The sequence below is a fragment of the Fictibacillus sp. KU28468 genome (assembly GCF_026153615.1).
GTDB classification, from domain to species: Bacteria; Bacillota; Bacilli; order Bacillales; family Fictibacillaceae; genus Fictibacillus_C; species Fictibacillus_C marinisediminis.
Window position 1 is genome coordinate 597,597 of the sequence record NZ_CP110666.1, and the last position, 20,567, is coordinate 618,163.

Annotated in this window: 19 protein-coding genes; 16 read left to right on the top strand and 3 right to left on the bottom strand. The window is 47.3% G+C overall.

Annotation, left to right across the window (positions count from 1 at the left end):
• Positions 1–17 precede the first annotated feature (17 nt).
• A complete protein-coding gene (locus OKX00_RS03045; RefSeq protein WP_265409370.1) occupies positions 18–1,775 on the top strand; it encodes a glycoside hydrolase family 3 protein in 1,758 nt (585 codons plus the stop codon).
• A 220-nt stretch (positions 1,776–1,995) separates the two neighbouring features.
• Here OKX00_RS03045 and OKX00_RS03050 read toward each other — a convergent pair whose 3' ends face one another.
• A complete protein-coding gene (locus OKX00_RS03050) occupies positions 1,996–2,514 on the bottom strand; it encodes a hypothetical protein (RefSeq protein WP_265409371.1) in 519 nt (172 codons plus the stop codon).
• A gap of 163 nt (positions 2,515–2,677) precedes the next feature.
• Between OKX00_RS03050 and OKX00_RS03055 the strand changes: the two genes are divergently transcribed.
• The gene (locus OKX00_RS03055) at positions 2,678–3,241 is read left to right on the top strand and encodes a peptidoglycan-binding domain-containing protein (RefSeq protein WP_053356800.1); all 564 of its coding nucleotides are present in this window, start codon (positions 2,678–2,680) and stop codon (positions 3,239–3,241) included.
• 63 nt (positions 3,242–3,304) lie between these two features.
• On the opposite strand, the gene OKX00_RS03060 is transcribed toward OKX00_RS03055, so the two are convergent.
• Both OKX00_RS03060 and OKX00_RS03065 read right to left on the bottom strand, forming a co-directional pair.
• A complete protein-coding gene (locus OKX00_RS03060; protein ID WP_265409372.1) occupies positions 3,305–3,766 on the bottom strand; it encodes a universal stress protein in 462 nt (153 codons plus the stop codon).
• Positions 3,767–4,066: 300 nt separating this feature from the next.
• A complete protein-coding gene (locus tag OKX00_RS03065) occupies positions 4,067–5,173 on the bottom strand; it encodes a CdaR family transcriptional regulator (RefSeq protein ID WP_265409373.1) in 1,107 nt (368 codons plus the stop codon).
• A 147-nt stretch (positions 5,174–5,320) separates the two neighbouring features.
• Between OKX00_RS03065 and OKX00_RS03070 the strand changes: the two genes are divergently transcribed.
• The 14 genes from OKX00_RS03070 to dgoD all read left to right on the top strand — a co-directional run bounded on the left by OKX00_RS03070 (position 5,321) and on the right by dgoD (position 20,563).
• A complete protein-coding gene (locus OKX00_RS03070; RefSeq protein ID WP_265410456.1) occupies positions 5,321–6,490 on the top strand; it encodes a glycerate kinase in 1,170 nt (389 codons plus the stop codon).
• On the top strand, positions 6,480–7,610 hold the full coding sequence (locus tag OKX00_RS03075) for a 2-keto-3-deoxygluconate permease (protein ID WP_053356803.1): 1,131 nt from the start codon (positions 6,480–6,482) through the stop codon (positions 7,608–7,610). The genes OKX00_RS03070 and OKX00_RS03075 overlap by 11 nt, the downstream gene beginning before the upstream one ends.
• 35 nt (positions 7,611–7,645) lie before the next feature.
• Positions 7,646–8,932, top strand: coding sequence for a nickel-dependent lactate racemase (gene larA / locus OKX00_RS03080; protein WP_265409374.1), 1,287 nt, complete (start codon positions 7,646–7,648; stop codon positions 8,930–8,932).
• A gap of 31 nt (positions 8,933–8,963) precedes the next feature.
• On the top strand, positions 8,964–9,734 hold the full coding sequence (gene larE, locus OKX00_RS03085; protein WP_416054325.1) for an ATP-dependent sacrificial sulfur transferase LarE: 771 nt from the start codon (positions 8,964–8,966) through the stop codon (positions 9,732–9,734).
• A gap of 15 nt (positions 9,735–9,749) precedes the next feature.
• A complete protein-coding gene (gene larB / locus OKX00_RS03090) occupies positions 9,750–10,445 on the top strand; it encodes a nickel pincer cofactor biosynthesis protein LarB (protein WP_053356806.1) in 696 nt (231 codons plus the stop codon).
• Positions 10,426–11,301 (top strand): nickel pincer cofactor biosynthesis protein LarC, encoded by an 876-nt coding sequence (locus tag OKX00_RS03095; RefSeq protein ID WP_265409376.1) that lies wholly within the window; start codon positions 10,426–10,428, stop codon positions 11,299–11,301. The genes larB and OKX00_RS03095 overlap by 20 nt, the downstream gene beginning before the upstream one ends.
• A 432-nt stretch (positions 11,302–11,733) precedes the next feature.
• Entirely contained in the window at positions 11,734–12,759 is a 1,026-nt protein-coding gene (locus tag OKX00_RS03100) for a TRAP transporter substrate-binding protein (protein WP_265409377.1), read from the top strand.
• A 38-nt stretch (positions 12,760–12,797) separates the two neighbouring features.
• On the top strand, positions 12,798–13,352 hold the full coding sequence (locus tag OKX00_RS03105; RefSeq protein WP_265409378.1) for a TRAP transporter small permease: 555 nt from the start codon (positions 12,798–12,800) through the stop codon (positions 13,350–13,352).
• The gene (locus tag OKX00_RS03110; RefSeq protein WP_265409379.1) at positions 13,349–14,623 is read left to right on the top strand and encodes a TRAP transporter large permease subunit; all 1,275 of its coding nucleotides are present in this window, start codon (positions 13,349–13,351) and stop codon (positions 14,621–14,623) included. The genes OKX00_RS03105 and OKX00_RS03110 overlap by 4 nt, the downstream gene beginning before the upstream one ends.
• Positions 14,624–14,642: 19 nt before the next feature.
• Positions 14,643–15,668, top strand: coding sequence for a C-terminal binding protein (locus OKX00_RS03115; protein WP_265409380.1), 1,026 nt, complete (start codon positions 14,643–14,645; stop codon positions 15,666–15,668).
• A 25-nt stretch (positions 15,669–15,693) separates the two neighbouring features.
• A complete protein-coding gene (locus OKX00_RS03120) occupies positions 15,694–16,746 on the top strand; it encodes a TRAP transporter substrate-binding protein (protein WP_062237486.1) in 1,053 nt (350 codons plus the stop codon).
• Between the two features lie 29 nt (positions 16,747–16,775).
• A complete protein-coding gene (locus OKX00_RS03125) occupies positions 16,776–18,038 on the top strand; it encodes a nickel pincer cofactor-dependent isomerase, group 22 (protein ID WP_265409381.1) in 1,263 nt (420 codons plus the stop codon).
• Complete coding sequence (locus OKX00_RS03130) at positions 18,035–19,381, top strand: hypothetical protein (protein ID WP_265409382.1); 1,347 nt, start codon at positions 18,035–18,037, stop codon at positions 19,379–19,381. The genes OKX00_RS03125 and OKX00_RS03130 overlap by 4 nt, the downstream gene beginning before the upstream one ends.
• A 30-nt stretch (positions 19,382–19,411) precedes the next feature.
• Positions 19,412–20,563 (top strand): galactonate dehydratase, encoded by a 1,152-nt coding sequence (gene dgoD / locus OKX00_RS03135; RefSeq protein WP_091002594.1) that lies wholly within the window; start codon positions 19,412–19,414, stop codon positions 20,561–20,563.
• The last annotated feature ends 4 nt before the right edge of the window (positions 20,564–20,567 follow it).

Genomic DNA, 20,567 nt, shown 5'->3' on the forward strand with positions numbered 1-20,567 from the left:
ATTAAGGAGGGAGTAAAATGACGAGCAAGTTTATTCGAGCGTTGTTCATTATTATGGCCGTTATGCTGGTCTTTCCTCAATCGTCACTCGCCGCTTCAAGCCCGGTGAAAAAGGAGAAGGATGATGCCTGGCTGAAGCGTATTGTGAAACACATGACGGTTGAAGAAAAGGCTGGCCAAGTGTTTATCATTCATGTGTATGGAAAAACAGCTGAGGATCCTGCGTATGAACCAATCAATATCAAGCAAAAACGAGGAGCGAAAAACTTCGCAGAAGCGATTGAGAAGTACCACTTGGGAGGCGTCATTTATTTTAACTGGACCGATAATATCGGGATGCCGGTGGATAAAGCTCAAGTAAACGCCCTGTCTAATGGAATTCAAAAAGCGGCGATGAAACAAAGGATTCCGATTCCGCTGTTCGTTTCCACTGACCAGGAAGGGGGAGTTGTGGCACGGGTGACGGAGCCAGGTACCGTTTTCCCTGGGAACATGGCGCTGGCTGCTGCTCAATCCACAGACTATGCCAGACAGTCGGCAAGCATCATGGGACTTGAGCTGAAAAGCCTCGGAATCAATCTGAACTTTGCTCCTGATCTGGATGTGAACGTGAATCCTAACAATCCGGTCATCGGTGTCCGTTCATTTTCTGAAAATCCGGATGTTGTCGCGCGTATGGGAGTCGCCCAGGTGAAGGGCTATCAGGAACAGAACATGATGGCGACCGCCAAGCATTTTCCGGGCCACGGTGACACAGATGTGGATTCGCATTCTGGTCTTCCCATTATCAACCATGATCTGAAGACATTGAATGAAGTTGACCTCAAGCCGTTTAAGGCTGCCATTAAATCAGGCATCGATGCGATCATGTCCGGCCATCTTGTCGTTCCTGCGCTTGATGATTCCGGTATGCCGGCTACGTTATCGAAGCCAATCCTGACCGGCCTGCTTCGTGAAAAAATGAAATTCAAAGGGCTGATCATCACGGACAGCCTGGGTATGTCGGGTGCCAATATCGTACCGCCTGACCGCGTGCCGGTAGAAGCGTTTAAAGCGGGGGCAGACATTCTCTTAAATCCGCCGGATGTGGATGTTGCGTATAATGGGCTGCTGAATGCGGTGAAGAGCGGAGAAATCTCTGAAAAACGTCTGGATCAGTCTGTGATTCGAATTCTAAAAGCCAAAATTAAACGCGGCTTGTTCCGCCAGCCGTTAGTAGATCCAAGTGCGATCAACCAGATCGGACTTTCAGAGAATCTTCAGAAAGCGGAAAATATGACGGATCGCTCGATTACCCTGATCAAAAATGACAACCATACGCTGCCTTTAAAAGAGGGAAGCAAGGTGCTCGTGACCGGGCCGTCTCTCGGTAAGCCGGCAGAGCTGGCCGCAGCTTTGAACGAAAAAGGAATAGCGGCGAGCGGGTATGCGACCTCAGCCAGTCCGACTGCAGCCGAGCTGGCGAGTGCTGTGAACCAAGCGTCCAGCACGGATCTCGTGGTGGTTACCGCTTATACGGCTAACACGAACAGTGCTCAGCAGAAATTCGTAAAGGCCCTGCAAGCGGCGGGTAAACCAGTGGTGCTTGCCTCCATGCGCAATCCGTACGACATTATGACACTCCCGGACGTTATGTCCAATATCTTAACCTATGGAAATCAAAATGTATCTGTTAGGTCGCTTGCCAAAGCGCTTGTCGGCGAGATCAACCCGAGCGGAAAGCTGCCGGTTACGATTCCCGGGAAGTACGAGTTTGGGTTTGGGCTGAGTTACTAATTTTTTGAATCGAAAAGGCTGTTTTCGTAACCTTTGCTGCTTTTAGGAGTGGTTGATTTCCGTTTCAGGATGCCGTAGTCTCGTACCTTGCACTCCAATCAACTTAGCAATAAAGGTTCCTTGCAAAAATGTTCCCAAAGCAGCAATCTTTTAGAAAAGAGCCATCGAAAAAGAGCTTGGGATCGATAGATTCCCAAGCTCTTTTCATTTAAACGGTCGTTTAATTTTTTGCAATATATCCTTCTACTTTATTGACTCCGCCACCGAACCAGCGTTTTCCGGTTCCAGTGTAGGTATAGCCGAAGCTGTCTTTTTGTTTGTAATGATTTACGGCTTTATCCAGGTCATGGAAGATCCGGTGCAGATAGAGCAGGGCTGTTCTGTCTTTTGAGGCTGCCACATCCTGCGCCAGGTCTTTGGCGTTCTGCAAATCCTTCTCTACGTTTTCATTTTTTACCTGGAGCGTTTCAATTCTGGATACGAGCTGGCGTGCATGTTCCTGCTGATCATTCCAGTTGATGTGGTTATCGGCATCAAAGCAAAGGGTCTTGTTGTAATAATGATGGTAAGAAGCAATAATCGTTGAGTAGGATTCAGCAGAGGCTTGTCCTGTCCCGGAGGCTTCCACCTGTTCGGTTACGGAAGTGGTTGAGATATAGTACCAGGCCGATCCAGCAATGGTGAACAATAGAAGGGCAAGGACAGTGAGGGTTTTCTTTTGCCTAACGAATATGCTCATGAAATCACTTCCTTTTATTTTCTAATTATTCCGAATATTATACCATAATTTGGGCGATAAAAGTATTTTTTCTTTGTAACTTCTGAAGTGCGGTGACGACTAATGAATTGTAAATCACAAATGATTTATAAAAAAATGAGAGTCTAAAGGAGAGGGTCTTATTATGAAACCATGGAAAAAAGTTACGGCTTCAGTATTGACAGCATCAGCCTTGCTTATGGGAGCACCTTCAATTGCGGGAGCACAAGAAAAGCCCGATTATTCTATTTTTCAGCTGCCAAAATCAGGCGTGCTGAAAGCGGGAGACAGAGGAGAAAACGTTAAAGTTTTACAATGGGCGTTAAATAAAGTAGTGGATGCCGGTTTGAAAACAGACGGAATCTACGGTTCAAAAACAAAAAATGCCGTTATTAAATTTCAAAAGAGTACTAAAAATTTAGCTGCCGATGGCATTTATGGGAAGAAAACACATGCTGCCCTTTCGGAAAAAATCAATTCCTCTGGTTTTCCGGAAATTGTTTTGAAGGAAGGCAGCAAGGGGGAAGCGGTCCGCATTCTCCAGAAAGCGCTAAATGAAATTGGGTCTGCTCTTACAGTTGACGGAATCTATGGCCCTAAAACAAAAGCAGCTGTTCTTACGTTTCAAAAGAAATACCCTGAGGTAAAGGATACGGGTGTATTTGATGCAGACACAAGAATCCTTCTTGATAAAGTTCTGCATGACTGATTCCTGTTCACAGAAATAGCTTGCCAGTCTCATTAGAATCCGGCAAGCTTTTTGCTTGTTGTCCTATTTCGTCACTAATACCGGGCAGTTCGCTTCGGAAAGCACTCTTTGGCTGACGCTTCCGAGCACCAAACGCTTTAATCCGCTTAGGCCGCGGCTTCCCATGATGATCAGGTCGATGTTATTTGTGCTGGCATAGGCACAGATGGAGCGAGCTGCTTCTCCTTCGAGCAGTTCTGTTTTTACGTTGATGAAAGCCTTCGGAACAGCGTCGCTCGCTTGAGCTAAAAGCTCTTCCCCATGACTTTTTTCCAGGGTGGCTGCCTGTCTGACTTCCTGTTCGATCGAATCTTGATAAGCCGCCATCGAATACCCTTCTCCATAAAGCGGGTAGGCAGGCTCATTCAGGACATGAGCCAGCGTCAATTCGCTGCCCATGCTATTTGCCAGCTCAATTCCGTATTCCAGCGCCTGTTTGCTTCCTTCCGATCCATCCATGGCCACGAGAATTTTTCCATACTTCATGATCATTCTCCTCCTTTTTTCAAGTGAAAATAGCAGCGAGAAGCATAGTGTATGTTCTGCTCAATGGCTTAGTGTTAAAAGTAGTGTTTATACTTTTCAATAACCTAATGCTAGAGGTTTTAAACCCTTTTGTGAGGGGGGAAGTAGGTGGCGCCCGTAAATTTGGGAAACGCGCCTGTATTTTGTTCGAATGCGCCCGTAAATTTGTGGAACGCGCCCGTATTTTTCACGAACGCGCCAGAAAATCTCCCAAACGCGCCCGTATATGAAAAAGGGCATATTTTGGGCCACAGCAAATAGTTAATTCAATTCCTTTTCCTTTTCCTTTTTCTCCAAGATCCATATTGCCATTTGCAGGGTAAGGGCATCCTTGAAATTCCTGGGGTCATACCCTGTTTCTTCTTTTAACTTATTGAGCCTGTAGATCAGCGTATTACGGTGAATGTGAAGGTGATCTGCGGTTTTCTGCATGTTGAGATGATGTTCAAAAAATACCTGCAGGGTTTCAATCAATGGACGCAATGATCGATGGAGCACGCGCTTAATCAGTCTATTGCCAGCTGCCGTTTCCGTTTGGTGGATGAGCGCTTTTGCTTCAAGCTCGGCAAACGAGACCACTTTCTGATGAACATCACTGATTTCAAGTGCAAGAGAGCAATCTTCATATGATTGATTAAACATTTTAAGGTCCATAAAAAGCGTGCTGTAAGCCAACCGGAAAGTCAGTCTTAGAAAATTCAGCACCTGATCGATCGCTTCTACCTTCTTTTGGATCATTTCATCCCCGATGCCGGAAAGGACAATGCATAAGCGGTTGGTGTTCACAAAGCCAATCAGGCAGCTGGATGCACCAGCTGCTTTTTCAAGCTGCTGAAGAATCATCGTATCGGAAAGAGAACGGTCTTCCAGCTGGATCACAACGGTATAAAAGGGAGGACCAAGGCTGATGTGAAGGAGGCTTAGCCGGCGCTCGATATGTTCCATGGCGGGCTCCTCTTTAAGCAGGTTTTCAATGATCATTTCCTTCGTTCGCTGCTGCCACTCCGCCTGTGTGGCAATGTAAGCCTGCTTGATCAGCAGTTCGGTTGTCATTTTTACCAGTCCCCCAAAGTCCCTCATTTCTTCTGGATCTCCAGTAATTCCGATCACACCGACAATTTTATGATCAAAAACAATCGGCAGGTTAATGCCGGATTGAGCTCCTTTCCATTTTCCTTTGTGATTAATCGGAATGGTAAAAGGCTGTTCGGTTCGCAATACCTCTAATGCACCTTCATGCATGTGATACAGGCGCGAAGAGTCACAGGAAGCGATAATGATTCCTTTATTGCTCATGATATTGACGTTTCGGTTTAAGCGGGCAGATGTTTCTTTTACAATCATCTCAGCCATCTCTGTTGTAAGCATTAGGGCCTCCATTGTTAGAATCCTACAAAAAAATAAAGTTATTAACCTGATATTATAGTTGTTTCGACCATAGATTTCTAATTTTCAGACAAGTATAATATAAAAAACTGGAAACTGAAAGCGTTTTCTCAGGAAGGGGTTCTAATGATGAAAATTGTGATCGCTCCCGATTCCTATAAAGGAAGCTTGACAGCGGTAGAGGCAGCGGAAGCCATAGAAAGGGGAGTGAAGAAAGCCGATTCCATGATCCAGACCATTCTCGTGCCGGCAGCTGACGGGGGTGAAGGAACGATGGATACCTTGGTTGCTGCAACGGGTGGAAGGAAAAAATCGGTTCGGGTAACCGGTCCTCTTCACAGTGAGATCAGTGCTGAATACGGCATATTGGGAGATAAAAAGACTTGTGTGATTGAGATGGCATCTGCCTCAGGCCTATGCCTTGTTTCTCCTGAAGAGCTTAATCCTCTGACAGCGACCACATATGGCACGGGGCAATTGATCAAACAGGGGCTCGATGATGGTTTTCGTTCTTTTGTATTGGCGATCGGAGGATCCGCTACAAATGACGGCGGAGCGGGAATGCTGCAAGCTTTAGGTTTAGAGCTGCTGGATGAGAGCGGACAACGTGTCCCGTTCGGAGGCGGTGAGCTTCATAACATAAAAGAAATAGACCTGTCCGGGTTCGACCCGAGAGTGAAAGAATGCACCTTTCTGATTGCCTCAGACGTGCAAAATCCGCTGGTCGGCAAGGAAGGCGCATCTGCTGTTTTCGGCCCGCAAAAGGGGGCGACAGAAGAGATGGTGAAACTACTCGATAAAAATATGGTCCACTGGGGAGATATGGTGGAGCAAGCGACAGGAATCAGGCTTCACGATATGCCCGGTGCCGGAGCAGCAGGCGGGATCGGCGGCGCGTTCCAGGCTTTCTTTCCGGCACAGATGAAAAGGGGAGTGGACGTTGTCACAGAGTATGCCGGTTTGCCGCAGGCTCTGGATGGAGCGGACCTCGTCATTACGGGTGAAGGAAGAGTTGATTTTCAGACCGCTTCAGGAAAAACGCCGATGGGTGTGGCACAGCGGGCCAAACAAAGCGGAGTTCCAACGATGATTCTTGCCGGTTCTGTCGGAGAAGGGATTGAAATTCTCTATCAATACGGAGTGATCAGTATTACAAGTATGATCCAGCAGCCATTAACACTCGAGGAGGCGATGCAGCGTGCGCCTCAATTACTGGAGTATAGTGCAGAACAGCTCGTAAGAACGTTTATACAGTGCAATAAAAAAACGGAAAGCGGGGTTTTACACTATGAAACTTAAACAAACGATTGAAAGAGTGCCAGGCGGTCTGATGGTCGTGCCTTTATTGTTCGGTGCGTTGCTTAATACGGTGGATCAGCTTCATCTTCAACCTGTGATGAAATTTTTAAAATCACTTGGTGTGGCAAAGACACCCGAAGGCTATTACGAGTTTTTGAGGATTGGGGGATTCTCTCAGGAACTGTTTAAAGACAGTGCCCTTGTCTTGATTGCCCTCTTTCTTTTTTGCGCGGGCAGCCAGATGAATTTGCGTGTAGGAGGCGCCGCCCTAAAAAAAGGTGTGCTGCTCACTACTTCCAAGTATCTGACCGGGCTTGCTGTGGGATTGCTGTTCGGCTACTTCTTTGATCCAATGGATGGTTTGTTCGGCTTATCGACTCTGGCGATTATCGCGGCGATGACGAATGGAAACGGCGGAATGTATGCCGCGCTCACGGGCCAGTACGGCAACCGTTCTGACGTTGGGGCAGTAGCAGTGCTCTCCTTGAACGACGGACCTTTTTTCACGTTAATGTCATTGGGCCTTTTGGGATCCAGTTTTCCAGTCATTGCTTTCATTGCTGTTCTCTTGCCGATTGCGATCGGGATGATTCTCGGAAATTTGGACGAAGATATTCGCGATTTTCTCAAGGCGGGAGAAATTCTGCCTGTTCCGTTCTTTGCCTTCGCACTCGGAGCCGGTATGAACCTGGCGAGTTTCTTTAACCCTTCAGTCGTTACTGCAGGTCTTACAATAGGAATTCTAACGACAGTTCTTACAGGATTCACTGGCATTCTCGTGTTTAAATTATTCAGGGAAAAGAGCTATATCGCACCGGTATCCGAAGCTTCCACAGCCGGGAACGCAGCCGGTACGCCTGCAGCCATAGCTGCTGCGGCGTCCGTTGCCGCAGGGTCGGGAATGATGAGTGCCGCTGAAGCACAGTCCTACCAGGATATTGTGAACATCGCCACCGCACAGATCTCGATTGCCACACTAACAACGGCTCTATTATGCCCGATCGCAGTCATTTTGGTGGACAAGTATCAAAGAAGAAAAGGAATCAATGGCCGGCTGGAGAAGTTTGAGTTGGAGAGCGGCTCGAGCCAGGAAGAACGTGTTCCTTCAACTACTGTCTGATACAGAACATTCCTATACAAAAGGAGAGAGCGTAAATGGAATCGACCTTGTTATATGGAAAAGAAGGGCTGACGCTTCGTTTGCCTGATTCCGCTTTTATCGTGGAACCAAACAATTTGCCGGGACTTGAAAATGATGAGCAGGCTTTAATGGAGGCACTGCGGCATCCGATCGGTACACCTCCATTAAAGGAGATGGTAAAAGCATCAGATAAAGTGGCGATTGTAATCAGCGACATTACCAGACCAACTCCGAATGACAAGCTTGTTCCTTTGCTGATCAGGGAACTGGAGCATGTGCCGCTTGAGAACTTTGTCATTATTAACGGAACAGGAACGCACAGGGACCAGACGAGGGAAGAATTTGTTCAGATGCTTGGAGAATGGGTCGTGGATAATGTTAGAATCATCAACAACCAATGCCATGATAAAGACTCTCTTGTAAATTTGGGAAGAAGCCAGTTCGGTTGTGATGTGTATTTGAACAAGGAGTATGTGGAAGCTGATTTCCGCATTGTTACAGGCTTTATTGAACCACACTTTTTTGCCGGTTTTTCAGGCGGTCCCAAAGGAATCATGCCTGGCATTGCCGGGATCGAGACCATCATGACGTTCCATAATGCAAGGATGATCGGAGACCCGCGTTCCACATGGGGAAACATGGAGGACAATCCTGTTCAGGATATGACACGGGAAATCAACCGCATGTGCAAACCGCATTTCATGCTGAACGTGACGTTAAACCGGGAGAAGGAAATCACGAATGTGTTCGCCGGTGAGCTGTATGAAGCGCATGACCAGGGGTGTGCGTTTGCAAAAGAGCATGCCATGATCCAATGCGAAGAACGGTTTGATGTCGTCATTACCTCCAATTCGGGCTATCCGCTTGATCAAAATCTGTATCAGGCTGTGAAGGGGATGAGTGCTGCCCATAAGATTGTAAAAGAAGGCGGCACGATTATTATTGCTTCAGAGTGTTCAGACGGATTGCCGGATCATGGGAACTATTCGAAGATCTTTCAGTTTGCCCAAACGCCTCAAGCACTGCTAGATCTGATCAATGATCCGGAGTTTAAGATGTTTGATCAATGGCAGGTGCAAAAACAGGCGGTGACCCAGGTATGGGCGGATGTGTATGTCTATTCAAAACTCTCAGATGAACAGGTTAAAGGGGCTATTCTTAAGCCTACCCATGATATCGAAGGGACGCTTGAGGAGCTGAAGGAGAAGTACGGGCAGGATATGACTGTTGCGGTATTGCCGCTCGGTCCGCTTACCATTCCCTATGTAGAAGAACGGAGGGATCCAGTTGCTGCAGGCTAAGTATGAGAAACTGCAAGAGATTCTAACCGAGATGAAGACAGTCGTTGTTGCTTTTTCAGGAGGGGTCGACAGTACCTTCCTGCTGAAAGTGGCTCTTGATACACTTGGCACTGAAAACGTGCTTGCGGTGACCGCCGACAGTGAAACCTATCCCTTTGAGGAGCTGGAGGAGGCCAAACGTTTTGCCGCCATTCTCGGTGCCAGGCACCAGGTCATTGAAACGTCAGAACTGAGCATTCCAGGCTACTCTGAGAATACCTCCAATCGCTGTTACTTTTGTAAAAAGAGCCTGTTTGAGCATTTGATACCGATCATGCATGAGCACAGCTATGAGAATATTGCGTTCGGTCTTATTGCCGATGATATGGGTGAACACCGGCCGGGCACTAGAGCAGCAAGAGAATATAACATACGGGGTCCGATTCAGGAAGCTGACCTGTATAAGAGCGAAATCCGTGAGCTTTCTCAAGAGATGGGTCTGCCCACCTGGGATAAGCCTTCTTTCGCCTGCCTTTCATCACGGATTGCATATGGTGAAGAGATTACGATGGAAAAACTCCGGAAGATCGACCGTTCTGAGCAGGCCATCCGTGCGCTCGGCATCCGCCAGGTGAGAGTGCGTACTCATGGCGACATGGCACGGATCGAAGTGGAGCCTCATGAGATGCAGCGGCTTCTTCAGCATCATGAGGAGATTACCTCCAAGCTGCAGGAGTTCGGCTATTCCTATGTGACGATGGATCTTACCGGCTATAAGAGCGGGAGCATGAACAAAGTCCTTGCAGAAACAAAAACGACGTGAGGAGAGGCGAATGGGATGAAAAAGTTTGAAGATTTAGGCTTCAGTAAAGTGGATCTGGATCGGGAGACGCGAACAGGCTATCCGGAAGTGATCTATGGAGAAGGAAAGACGGCGGAGCAGATCCGCCTGATCATGGAACCGCTCATTGAGACCCATGGCAAGGTGATGGTGACGAGGCTTTCAGAAGAAAAAGCAGAGAGCTTGACGAAAGCCTACCCTGACGCACGTTATCACGCGGTCTCACGTATTTTGCTCTACGGCTCACCGAGGGAAAAATACGGCGGTGATGTGATGGTGCTATGCGCCGGAACATCGGATCTTCCTGTTGCTGAAGAAGCCGCAGTCACGGCGGACTGGATGGGCTGCAAGGTGAACCGCCTGTATGATGTCGGAGTCGCAGGTATTGACCGTCTGCTCGCTTATCGCGAGGAAATTAAAAAGGCCAGTGTGCTGATTGTCGTGGCGGGCATGGAAGGAGCGTTGCCCAGTGTTGTAGGAGGTATGGTCCAGCGGCCTGTCATTGCTGTTCCGACTTCTGTCGGCTATGGCGCTCATCTGCAAGGACTGACACCGCTCCTCGCCATGCTGACTTCCTGCGCTTCAGGGATGAGTGTCGTCAATATCGATAACGGATTCGGGGCTGCCTACCAAGCTGCGCTGATTCTTAAACTTGCCACAGAGGGGGTTCATCATGAAACAGCTCTATCTTGATTGCCAGTATGGCATTTCGGGTGATATGACCTTGTCTGCGCTCATTGACCTGGGGGCAGATCTTGCTTATATTACCGGGCATCTAAAGTGCTTGCCGATCGATCCGTTTTCTATGGCGGTCAAGCGGGTCAATAAGCGGGGCATATCCTCCAACCTGCTGGACCTTCAGTTTGCGGAAGCTGAATTGGCGGCTGTAGGGGCACAAGCTGACACAGACCATCACCATGAACACGATCATGAACATGAAGAAGAGGGCCATTCCCACCAACATGCCCACTCTCATCATGAGCACCACCATTCCCATCATCACGTACATAATCACCATCATCATGACCATGAACATCGCAAGGCATCCACCATTTTAGAGATGATTGAAACGAGTGATCTGCCTTTACGTGTAAAAGACAGGAGCAGAAGGGTCTTTGAAGTGATCGCCGAGGCAGAAGGAAAGATTCATGGGATGGATCCGAGAGAGGTTCATTTTCATGAAGTCGGTGCGATGGACTCTATTATTGATATTATTGGCGTGTGCCTTGCCCTTGAAAGTCTTGAGATTGATAGAATAACAGCTTCACCGGTACCAACAGGCCACGGAAAAGTGAAGATGGCTCACGGTCTCTATCCGATTCCAGCTCCTGCCACTGCGGAAATCCTGAGAGGGGTTCCTCTTGAAGATTTCCATGTAAGAGGTGAATTAACGACACCTACTGGGGCTGGCTTTCTAAAGGCATTGGCGGATGATTATGGCTACATGCCAGCGCTTGCGATCGATAGGATCGGCTATGGCGCCGGCCGGAAAGACTTCGAACATCCGAACGTGCTTCGTGCTATTTTATTTGAGTTTCAGTTTGCTTGATTGTGGCTGAGACTTACTTTTAAACTAAAAGCTCTGTTAGTCTCTGTTAGTCAATGTTGTTGTTTTCTAGTGAGGTGTGATTGAACCGCTCTTATCATCGCCGGCTATCACCCCCCTTACTAAAAATAGATTATCATTAGTTTTCAGAAAAATTAAAAAACGAATTGACATGCTTTGACACCATGTACTATGATATTTACAGAAATGAAAATAAAGAACAGAGTTTTATATTATAAAACAACTAAGGCATTGCACCCAGAGAAGAACGTCCAACGCACATTCATTAAGGGAGCAATGTCTTTTCTACGGCTAATAACAAGAACAGAGTTTTATAATGTAAAACAAAATCGGTTTCTCCATCTTTACATACAAAATTTTTTCGGCAAGAATGTTACCGCTTTCAAAACTAAACGAAAAGAAAGGGTGGACTCGATGAAATTGAAAAAAAGTTTAGGGATTTTAATGGGTACGGCTTTATTGTCATCCGTATTATTAACAGGCTGCGGCAGCCAGTCTTCGTCTTCCTCCTCGGGAGAAAAGACAAAGACGATCAAAATAGCCAACTATTTTGCTAAAGACCATCCTCAGAACGTAGCGCTGAGAGAAAAGTTCAAGCCGATGGTAGAAAAGGAATCGGGAGGTACGCTGAAGGTTCAGATCTACGACAACAGCACGCTTGGTGCTGAAAAGGAATTTTATGACGGGGTGCGAAACGGCACGATTGAAATGGGGATACCCGGTCTGATCATGCAATCGGACATTGAGAAGATGGCGGTGCCTGAGTGGCCGTTCCTGTTTAAGGATTATGAGCATGTCAAAAAGGTTCTGAACGGACCAATCGGCAAGGAGCTTACGGAGGACCTGGAAAAGAAGCATGGAGTGAAGCCGCTGGCATGGAGCGCGAACGGGTTCAGGATGTTCTCCAGTAACAGGACGCTTCAAGGCATGGATGACCTTAAGGGATTGAGGATGAGAATGCCAAACATCCCTAACTATATCAAGCTTGGGAAGCTGCTGGGAATGAATGTAACACCAATGCCGATTTCTGAAGTGTTTTCGGCTCTCGAACAAAAAGTGGTGGATGGCCAGGATAACCCGGTAGCTACTTTGCGGGCGTCCGGCTGGTATGAGGTTCAAAGCAATGTACTTGAATCCAAGCACATGTTCAGTCCGAATATTTACATCATCAACAGCAAATTTTTCAACGGGCTGTCCAAGAAACAGCAAAAAATCATTGAAAAAGCATCCAAAACCGCTGCAGATTATGAATTTGATCTGATGGAAAAAAGCTATGATGCTGATAAAAAGTTCCTGTCAGGGAAAAAGGTGAAATTTACAACGCCTGATGCCGCATTTGAGAAGAAAATGGAAGATTCAGCAAAGCCTATGTACGACGAATTCTACAAGCAGTATGACTGGGCCGAGGATCTCGTTAAAAGGATAAAAGCTGAACAATAATACAGGCGGTAAATCGGGATGAAAGGCGGGAGAAAAAGATGGAGAAGGTCTCAAGGTTCTTGGAAAAACTGCTGAATATTTTTATGGCCGCAGCACTGGGGTTAATGGTCATTCTTGTATTTGGAAACGTGGTTCTGCGCTACCTTTTCAACTCAGGAATTACATGGTCAGAGGAGATGTCGCGTTACTTATTTGTCTGGCTTACATTTCTGGGAGCTATTGGTGCCTTTAAAAGCAAGGAGCACCTTGGGGTGGACATGCTGGTCAGGCGGCTGCCCAGGGGAGCAAAGAAAGCTGTCCTTGTGGTCAGTGATCTGCTTATGCTGTTTGTACTCTTTCTGGTGATGGAAGGAAGCTGGAAGATGACCGTTATCAATATGGACAGTAAAGCACCTGCTACAGGCCTGCCGCTATCGTTCGTTTATGGAACGGGGATTTTAGTCAGTTTAGCCATGGGGCTAATACTTTTCAACAATCTGTATAAAGTTCTATTCAACAAGATAAAAGATGAAGATTTGATCTTGATCAGTGATTCAGAAGAATTGGTAGATTATCAGGAAAGCGATTTAGGAAAGGAGGAAAAACAAGCATGATTGGAGTGTTTATAGGGTCTCTCCTTGGAACGATGGCACTTGGTATGCCTATAGCGTTTGCTCTGCTGTTAAGCGGGGTTGCTCTTATGTTCTTTCTCGGTATCTTCGACAGTCAGATCATTGCGCAAAATTTAATCAACGGAGCAGACAATTTTCCATTGATGGCCATCCCGTTTTTTATGCTGGCTGGTGAAGCCATGAATGCCGGCGGCCTCTCTCAGCGTATCGTCCAGATGGCCATGTCCATGGTCGGACATATCAGAGGCGGCCTTGGTTATGTAGCCATCATTGCGAGTGTCTTGTTTGCAAGTCTGTCTGGCTCCGCTGTAGCTGATACCGCTGCACTGGGAGCCATCTTGATCCCGATGATGGTGAAGAGCGGCTACGATATTAACCGTTCGAGCGGTCTAATTGCTTCTGGGGGAATTATTGCTCCGATTATCCCGCCGAGTATTGGCTTTATCATATTCGGGGTCACGAGCGGTGTCTCCATCACTAAACTTTTCATGGCTGGGATTGTACCTGGCGTGATGCTGGCAGTAGGGCTCTGTGTCACATGGGGTATTGTTGCCCACAAAGATAAGGTCCAGGTTCAGCCTCGTAAATCCATGAAAGAGATTATGATTTCTGTCAGAAAAGGATTCTGGGCTCTTTTATTGCCGGTCATTATTATCGGCGGCCTGCGCGGAGGAATCTTCACACCGACTGAAGCGGCGGTAGTTGCGGCAGTTTATGCGCTGTTCGTCGGATTGGTGATCTACCGCGAACTGAAGGTGTCTGAGCTCTTTACCATCTTGGTAAGGGCGGCCAAGATGACGAGTGTTGTCATGTTTCTTGTAGCTGCTGCTTTAGTCTCTTCCTGGTTAATTACGGTAGCCAATCTGCCTGCTCAAGTCATTGGATTGCTCGAGCCGCTTATGGGTCATCCGCTGCTCATTCTGCTCATGATTAACCTTTTGGTCATTCTGATCGGAACGGCTATGGATATGACACCAACGATTCTTATCCTTACCCCTGTTTTAATGCCTGTTATTCAGCAAGCGGGAATTGACCCGGTTTATTTCGGAGTCCTGTTTATTATCAATAACGCCATCGGTCTTCTGACTCCTCCGGTGGGTACAGTATTGAACGTAGTATGCGGAATCAGCAAGATCAGTATGGAAGACATTATGAAAGGAATATGGCCGTTTCTCCTGGTGGAAGTGGTCGTGCTGATTCTGCTGATATTCTTCCCGTCCATTGTCATGGTTCCGCTTGGATGGTTTACCTGATAAATAAGGAGTGAAAGAGATGAGCAAGTTTAAAGTTGTGGTAACAGACTGGGAATATGATGATCTGCGGTTTGAAGAAGCCGTTTTTCATCAATATCCCGAAATAGAATTGATTGCGGCTCAGTGCCGTACAGAGGAAGAGGTTATTGAGGCCTGTTGGGATGCGGACGCATTGATTAATCAGTACGCGCCTCTCAGCAAAGCCGTTATTGAGAAGCTCGAAAAATGCAAAGTCATCACCCGTTATGGAGTGGGCGTCAACACGATTGACCTGGAAGCGGCAACAGCGAAGGGAATCTGTGTCGCCAATGTGCCGGATTATTGCATGGATGAAGTGGCTGACCACGCGCTGGCCCTTCTGCTTTCTGCGAAACGTAAAGTCGTAGTCGCCAACCAAAACGTGAAGAAGGGGCTGTGGGATTTTAAAGTCACCCAGCCGATCCACCGGCTGCGCGGGCAGGTGCTTGGACTTGTGGGATTCGGAAAAATCCCCCAAAGCCTCGCGGAAAAGGTCAAGCCTCTAGGGTTTAAGGTGGTGGCTTATGATCCGTATTATCCTGGGGAAGAAGCTGAGAAAAAAGGCGTACAGCTCGCAAGCCTTGAGGAACTATGCCGGATATCAGACGTCATCTCCGTGCATGCTCCATTGACTGAGGGAACAAGAGGAATGATCAATGCCTCACTGTTCTCTGTGATGAAAAGCACCGCCCTTCTGATCAACACTTCAAGGGGCCCGGTTGTGGATGAACAAGACTTAATTGATGCATTGGAATCAGGAAAAATCGGCGGGGCGGCTCTGGACGTGATTGAGGATGAACCGATTTCCGTCAGCCACCCGTTCCTCTCCATGGAGAATGTGATTTTAACACCGCATGTCGCCTGGTATTCCGAGGAAGCGGCGAAGGAGATGAGAACAAAAGCTGCGCTCGGAGCAGTGGATGTGCTGATCTGCAAGGAATTACCGAAATATCTTGTCAATGTTCAAGTCAAAGAGCAATCGCAGCTTAAGTCCAGTCAGCCTGAAAACCGTTATGTGATGAGTTAGCCAAATTATTCAAGGGGGAAAGAAAATGAAAAAATGGGTGAAAAAGTTGGCGATAGGGATTGTCATTCCGGGAATGTTGGTTCTAGGGGGCTGCGGTGCTTCCAAATCGGGAGGAACAGCTTCGGGTTCGGGGAAGAGCGGAATTCATCAGCGGACGATTAAAGCAGGAATCGGTTTAAATGAAGATCATCCAGAAGGACAAGGAATGATTAAGTTCAAAGAGCTTGTGGAGAAGAAGAGCGGAGGGAAAATGAAAGTCCAAAACTTCTTCAGTGCCACTCTCGGTGATGATCAGAAGATGACAGAAGCATTGCAGGGCGGGCTTCAGGAGGTTACGGTTCCTTCTACGTCTCCACTTGTTGGAATGATCAAGGAATACGGTATTTTTGATTTTCCTTTCGTATTTAATACCGAGAAAGAGGCTTATGCCGTCCTTGATGGAAAAGTGGGGCAGGAGCTTTTGAAAAAACTGCCTGAACACGGTCTGGTTGGACTCGGATACTGGGAGAATGGCTTCCGTAACCTGACGAACAGTAAACATCCGGTGAAAACCGCGGCAGACTTTAAAGGGCTGAAAATCAGAACGATGCAAAACGAGGTTCACCTGGATGCCTTTAAACAGCTGGGTGCCAATCCTTCACCAATGGCTTTTTCAGAAGTGTTTACGGCCTTGGAAGGTAAAACGGTAGATGGCCAGGAAAACCCGCTCGCAACCATTAAATCAAGCAAATACGATGAAGTTCAGTCTTACTTAAGCATGACAAAGCACGTCTACACACCGTTTGTTTTTCTCGTCAGCAAAAAATTCTGGGACGGGCTGTCTAAAGAAGAACAGAAGATCATGAAGGATTCTGCGGTGGAAGCCGGTAAATATCAGCGCGACTTAAACCGTAAAGAAAATGAAAAAGCGTTGAAAGATCTTGAAAAAGCAGGCATGAAGGTCAATGAAGTATCTGATGCTGAAAAAGAAAAGATGAAAGAAATCATTAAGCCGGTCACCGATAAATACGCCAAGAAGTTTGGTGAAGACCTGGTCAAACAAATGATGGATGAAGTAGACAAAGTAAGAAACCAATAAAGAGAAGCACCAATTGAGGAGGAAGATGGATGGAAATCATATCACAGCTTCTTCATGACATACCCTTGCCAAAGATGATGAAAGTAAAGCAGGTCTTCCATGCCCCTGTGCTGGAAGACACAGCAAAGGAGGTTCGGAAAACCCTTAAGGATACCGGCCTTTTATCGAGAATATCTCCGGGAGACCGGGTAGCCATTGCGGTAGGAAGCCGGGGAGTTGCTGACCTTCCCATCCTTGTCAGGGAGACAGCAGCGGCGGTCGAATCCGTTGGAGGCTCTCCATTCATTGTTCCTGCCATGGGAAGCCATGGTGGAGCGACCGCTGAAGGGCAGCAGGAGGTTCTCGAACAGCTTGGTGTAACGGAAGCGTCAACAGGTGCACCTATTCTGTCGAGCATGGAAGTCGTGCAGACCGGCACTCTGCCAAACGGACTTCCGGTGTATACCGATAAACATGCCTATGAAGCAGATAAGGTCATCGTCATTAACCGGATCAAGCCTCATACTGCGTTTCGCGGTCCTGTTGAAAGCGGACTGATGAAGATGATCACGATCGGCCTTGGAAAGCAAAAAGGAGCAGAAGCCGCCCATGCCTACAGTTTTAAACACATGGCCGAGCATGTTCCTGAGATGGCCAAGATCGTCCTCTCCAAGGTTCCTGTCATTTTTGGGCTTGGAACGATTGAAAATGCCTATGACCGTCCAGCCAAAATCGTGGCGGTTCCAGCCGAAGAACTCGAACAGACGGAGCCCGGACTCTTGCTCGAAGCCAAGCAGCTTATGCCAAAGATCATGTTTGATCCGATCGATGTGCTGATCGTCGACGAGATCGGAAAAGACATTTCGGGTGACGGAATGGATCCAAACATTACTGGAAGATATGCTACCCCGTATGCTTTTGGCGGACCTAAAGTGTCCAGGATCGCCGTACTCGGCCTGACAGAGAAGACGCATGGAAACGCAAACGGGATAGGCATGGCGGACATGACGACAAGAGCATTGGTTGACAGTATCCATTGGGAAAAAGGGTATGCCAATGCCTTAACGAGTACGGTGATCAACGTCATCAAAGTGCCGATGGTTCTCGAAAGTGAGGAAATGGCGATCAAAGCTGCCATTAAAACCTGCAATGCGTATGATCTTACAAAAGCCAGGGTCGTCCGCATTAAAAATACGCTTGAATTAGAGCATATCTGGATCTCGGAAAGCCTGATGGAGGAAGCGGCGGGACAAAAGGAAATAGAAGTGCTGTCTGAACCGGCGGCAATGAATATAGCTGGCGAAAAAGGGTGATATTACTCGCTGTTTACAGCATGATGGTTTTTTCCTATACAGTGAATCTGTTTTTGGACAGCGTCATGCTTGATGAAGTGACGGGTATTCTTGCCCTGTTTTCTCTCATTCTTTCCTTTCCCAAGGCGTCAGGCTTATACAAAATCACTGGAACGGTTTTCATGGTGATCGGCTTCTCTCTGTATCTCTATTTGCAGAAGCCGCTCCTTGAGCTTCCGCATTACATGAATTCAACGGTGGTCCTGCTCGTTATCTTTTATGTTCTTCCTTTTATCAACAGTATTATTATCGTCGGGCGGTACGATAAGAGTGTCAATAAACTGCTCAAGCGGCGCGTAGGCCATCTTGGGCAGCTCTATTACAGAAGCTCTCTTGCCAGTTTTCTGCTCGGCTCTTTTTTAAATATAGCGACCATCCCGCTCGTAGAATCGGTGCTGCGGCGCAATCTTCAAAAGGTAGAACACCATGTCAGAGACCTTTTCATCAGCCGGGCGATGCTCAGGGGATATGCCCTTTGCCTGGCATGGAGCCCGATGGAAATCCTGGTTGCGATCAGTGTGGATATCACACACTCTGACTATGTTCACTTGCTGCCGTGGCTTTTCTTGTTTTCTACGATTCTCTTATTCGTTGACTGGCTGATCGGCTTGCGGTATCGAAAGTTCCGGGTGGAGCAGTCTGCAGCGGCTGAGGACGTGCCGCTGGATGCCAGAACCGTCAAAAAGGTAGCTGTCCTTCTTCTGTATCTGAGCGTATTTATTGCAGCGGTCATTTTGGCCAAGAGATGGCTGGGCGTGAATTTTCTCATGTCCGTCGCTCTCGTGATCCTTCCCTATTCCATCATCTGGGCGCTGCTGATTAAGAGGGCTAAATCATATGCATCTTATAGTTTAAGAGAATGGCGGCGCAGGGCCGGGTCGCAGCAAAATTACATCGTTCTGTTTTTGGCGGCCGGTTTTTTAATTAGCACCTTGAAAGAAACGCCTTTTCTGGACTATCTGCAGCAGCCTTTTGCTTCCGTGCAGCATATGCCCTTTTATATGTTCGTTATGATTCAGATCATTTTTCTGGGGCTCGCCATGATTGGATTTCATCCCCTCGTGACTATCAGCATTCTGGGTGAAGTCATTCAGCCTTTGTTAGGACAGGTTAACCCTTTGAGCTTTGCGATCGTCCTTATTACATCTGGGCTGTCTACCGTTATGGCAGGGCCATATAACATTACCGTTTCCTTAACCGGAAGTTTGTTAAATCAGAATCCCTATCGCATTACATTCTGGAACATTGGCTTTGCCTTTCTATACAGCAGCGTAGGCACAATAATAGCCTTGCTGCTGCTGTGAAAATAGAGCAGTGCCAAAGAAGGAGGTCATATGACAAGGATTACAGGATTTCAGCTGTATAAAGTCGCACCCCGCTGGCTGTTTTTAAAAATTGAAACAGACGAAGGTATTTCGGGCTGGGGAGAACCCATCGTTGAGGGAAAAGCGAATACAGTGGAAGCATGTGTTAATGAACTCAAGTTTTATTTTTTGGGTAAGGATCCTCGCCGTATAGAGGATCATTGGCAGGTCATGTACCGTGGGGGCTTCTACCGGGGCGGACCAGTCTTTATGAGTGCGATCTCTGGGATTGAACAGGCCTTATGGGACATCAAGGGGAAATTATATAACCTTCCTGTTTACGAAATGCTGGGCGGCAAAGCCCGTGAAAAGATTAGAGTGTATTCATGGATCGGCGGAGACAGGCCAAGTGATGTAGCGGCTGAAGCAAAAATAAAATCAGAGCAGGGCTTTACCGCTGTAAAAATGAATGCAACAGAAGAAATGGATTATATTGATTCTTTTTCAAAGGTTGAAGAAGCCATAAACCGGATAGGGGCCGTTCGTGATGCGGTAGGAAAGGATTTTGGCATCGGAATCGATTTTCATGGAAGAGTCCACAAGTCTATGGCTAAGATTCTTGCCAAAGAACTGGAACCCTACCGCCCGATGTTTATTGAAGAGCCAGTGCTGCCTGAAAACAATGAAGCGTTAAGAGAAATTGCCAGATATACCACCGTTCCTATCGCAACAGGAGAGAGGCAGTATACAAGATGGGGGTTCAAGCAGCTGCTGACAGACGGGTATGTCGACATTATTCAGCCTGACCTTTCACATGCAGGCGGTATACTGGAATGTAAAAAAATAGCTGCCATGGCTGAAGCTTATGACGTTTCTGTTGCCCCGCATTGTCCGCTTGGACCTATTGCATTGGCTTCTTCATTACAGCTGGATGCATGTACTCCTAACGCAATCATTCAGGAACAGAGCCTGGGCATTCATTACAACGCGGGCAGTGATTTATTGGATTATCTTGTTGATCCCTCTGTATTTAAGTACGACGATGGCTTTGTCGAGATCCCTGAGGGTCCTGGTCTTGGAATTGAAGTATGTGAGGAGAGTGTGAAAGAGGCTGCTGAACGGGGTCATGAATGGAGAAACCCGGTATGGAGAAATGCAGACGGCAGTGTGGCTGAGTGGTAAAAGA

Bases quoted from the DNA above. Each gene is read 5' to 3' on its own strand.
- OKX00_RS03045 (WP_265409370.1), top strand. From the start codon at position 18: ATGACGAGCAAGTTTATTCGAGCGTTGTTCATTATTATGGCCGTTATG.
- OKX00_RS03050 (WP_265409371.1), bottom strand. From the start codon at position 2,514: ATGAGCATATTCGTTAGGCAAAAGAAAACCCTCACTGTCCTTGCCCTT.
- OKX00_RS03055 (WP_053356800.1), top strand. From the start codon at position 2,678: ATGAAACCATGGAAAAAAGTTACGGCTTCAGTATTGACAGCATCAGCC.
- OKX00_RS03060 (WP_265409372.1), bottom strand. From the start codon at position 3,766: ATGAAGTATGGAAAAATTCTCGTGGCCATGGATGGATCGGAAGGAAGC.
- OKX00_RS03065 (WP_265409373.1), bottom strand. From the start codon at position 5,173: ATGCTTACAACAGAGATGGCTGAGATGATTGTAAAAGAAACATCTGCC.
- OKX00_RS03070 (WP_265410456.1), top strand. From the start codon at position 5,321: ATGAAAATTGTGATCGCTCCCGATTCCTATAAAGGAAGCTTGACAGCG.
- OKX00_RS03075 (WP_053356803.1), top strand. From the start codon at position 6,480: ATGAAACTTAAACAAACGATTGAAAGAGTGCCAGGCGGTCTGATGGTC.
- larA (WP_265409374.1), top strand. From the start codon at position 7,646: ATGGAATCGACCTTGTTATATGGAAAAGAAGGGCTGACGCTTCGTTTG.
- larE (WP_416054325.1), top strand. From the start codon at position 8,964: ATGAAGACAGTCGTTGTTGCTTTTTCAGGAGGGGTCGACAGTACCTTC.
- larB (WP_053356806.1), top strand. From the start codon at position 9,750: ATGAAAAAGTTTGAAGATTTAGGCTTCAGTAAAGTGGATCTGGATCGG.
- OKX00_RS03095 (WP_265409376.1), top strand. From the start codon at position 10,426: ATGAAACAGCTCTATCTTGATTGCCAGTATGGCATTTCGGGTGATATG.
- OKX00_RS03100 (WP_265409377.1), top strand. From the start codon at position 11,734: ATGAAATTGAAAAAAAGTTTAGGGATTTTAATGGGTACGGCTTTATTG.
- OKX00_RS03105 (WP_265409378.1), top strand. From the start codon at position 12,798: ATGGAGAAGGTCTCAAGGTTCTTGGAAAAACTGCTGAATATTTTTATG.
- OKX00_RS03110 (WP_265409379.1), top strand. From the start codon at position 13,349: ATGATTGGAGTGTTTATAGGGTCTCTCCTTGGAACGATGGCACTTGGT.
- OKX00_RS03115 (WP_265409380.1), top strand. From the start codon at position 14,643: ATGAGCAAGTTTAAAGTTGTGGTAACAGACTGGGAATATGATGATCTG.
- OKX00_RS03120 (WP_062237486.1), top strand. From the start codon at position 15,694: ATGAAAAAATGGGTGAAAAAGTTGGCGATAGGGATTGTCATTCCGGGA.
- OKX00_RS03125 (WP_265409381.1), top strand. From the start codon at position 16,776: ATGGAAATCATATCACAGCTTCTTCATGACATACCCTTGCCAAAGATG.
- dgoD (WP_091002594.1), top strand. From the start codon at position 19,412: ATGACAAGGATTACAGGATTTCAGCTGTATAAAGTCGCACCCCGCTGG.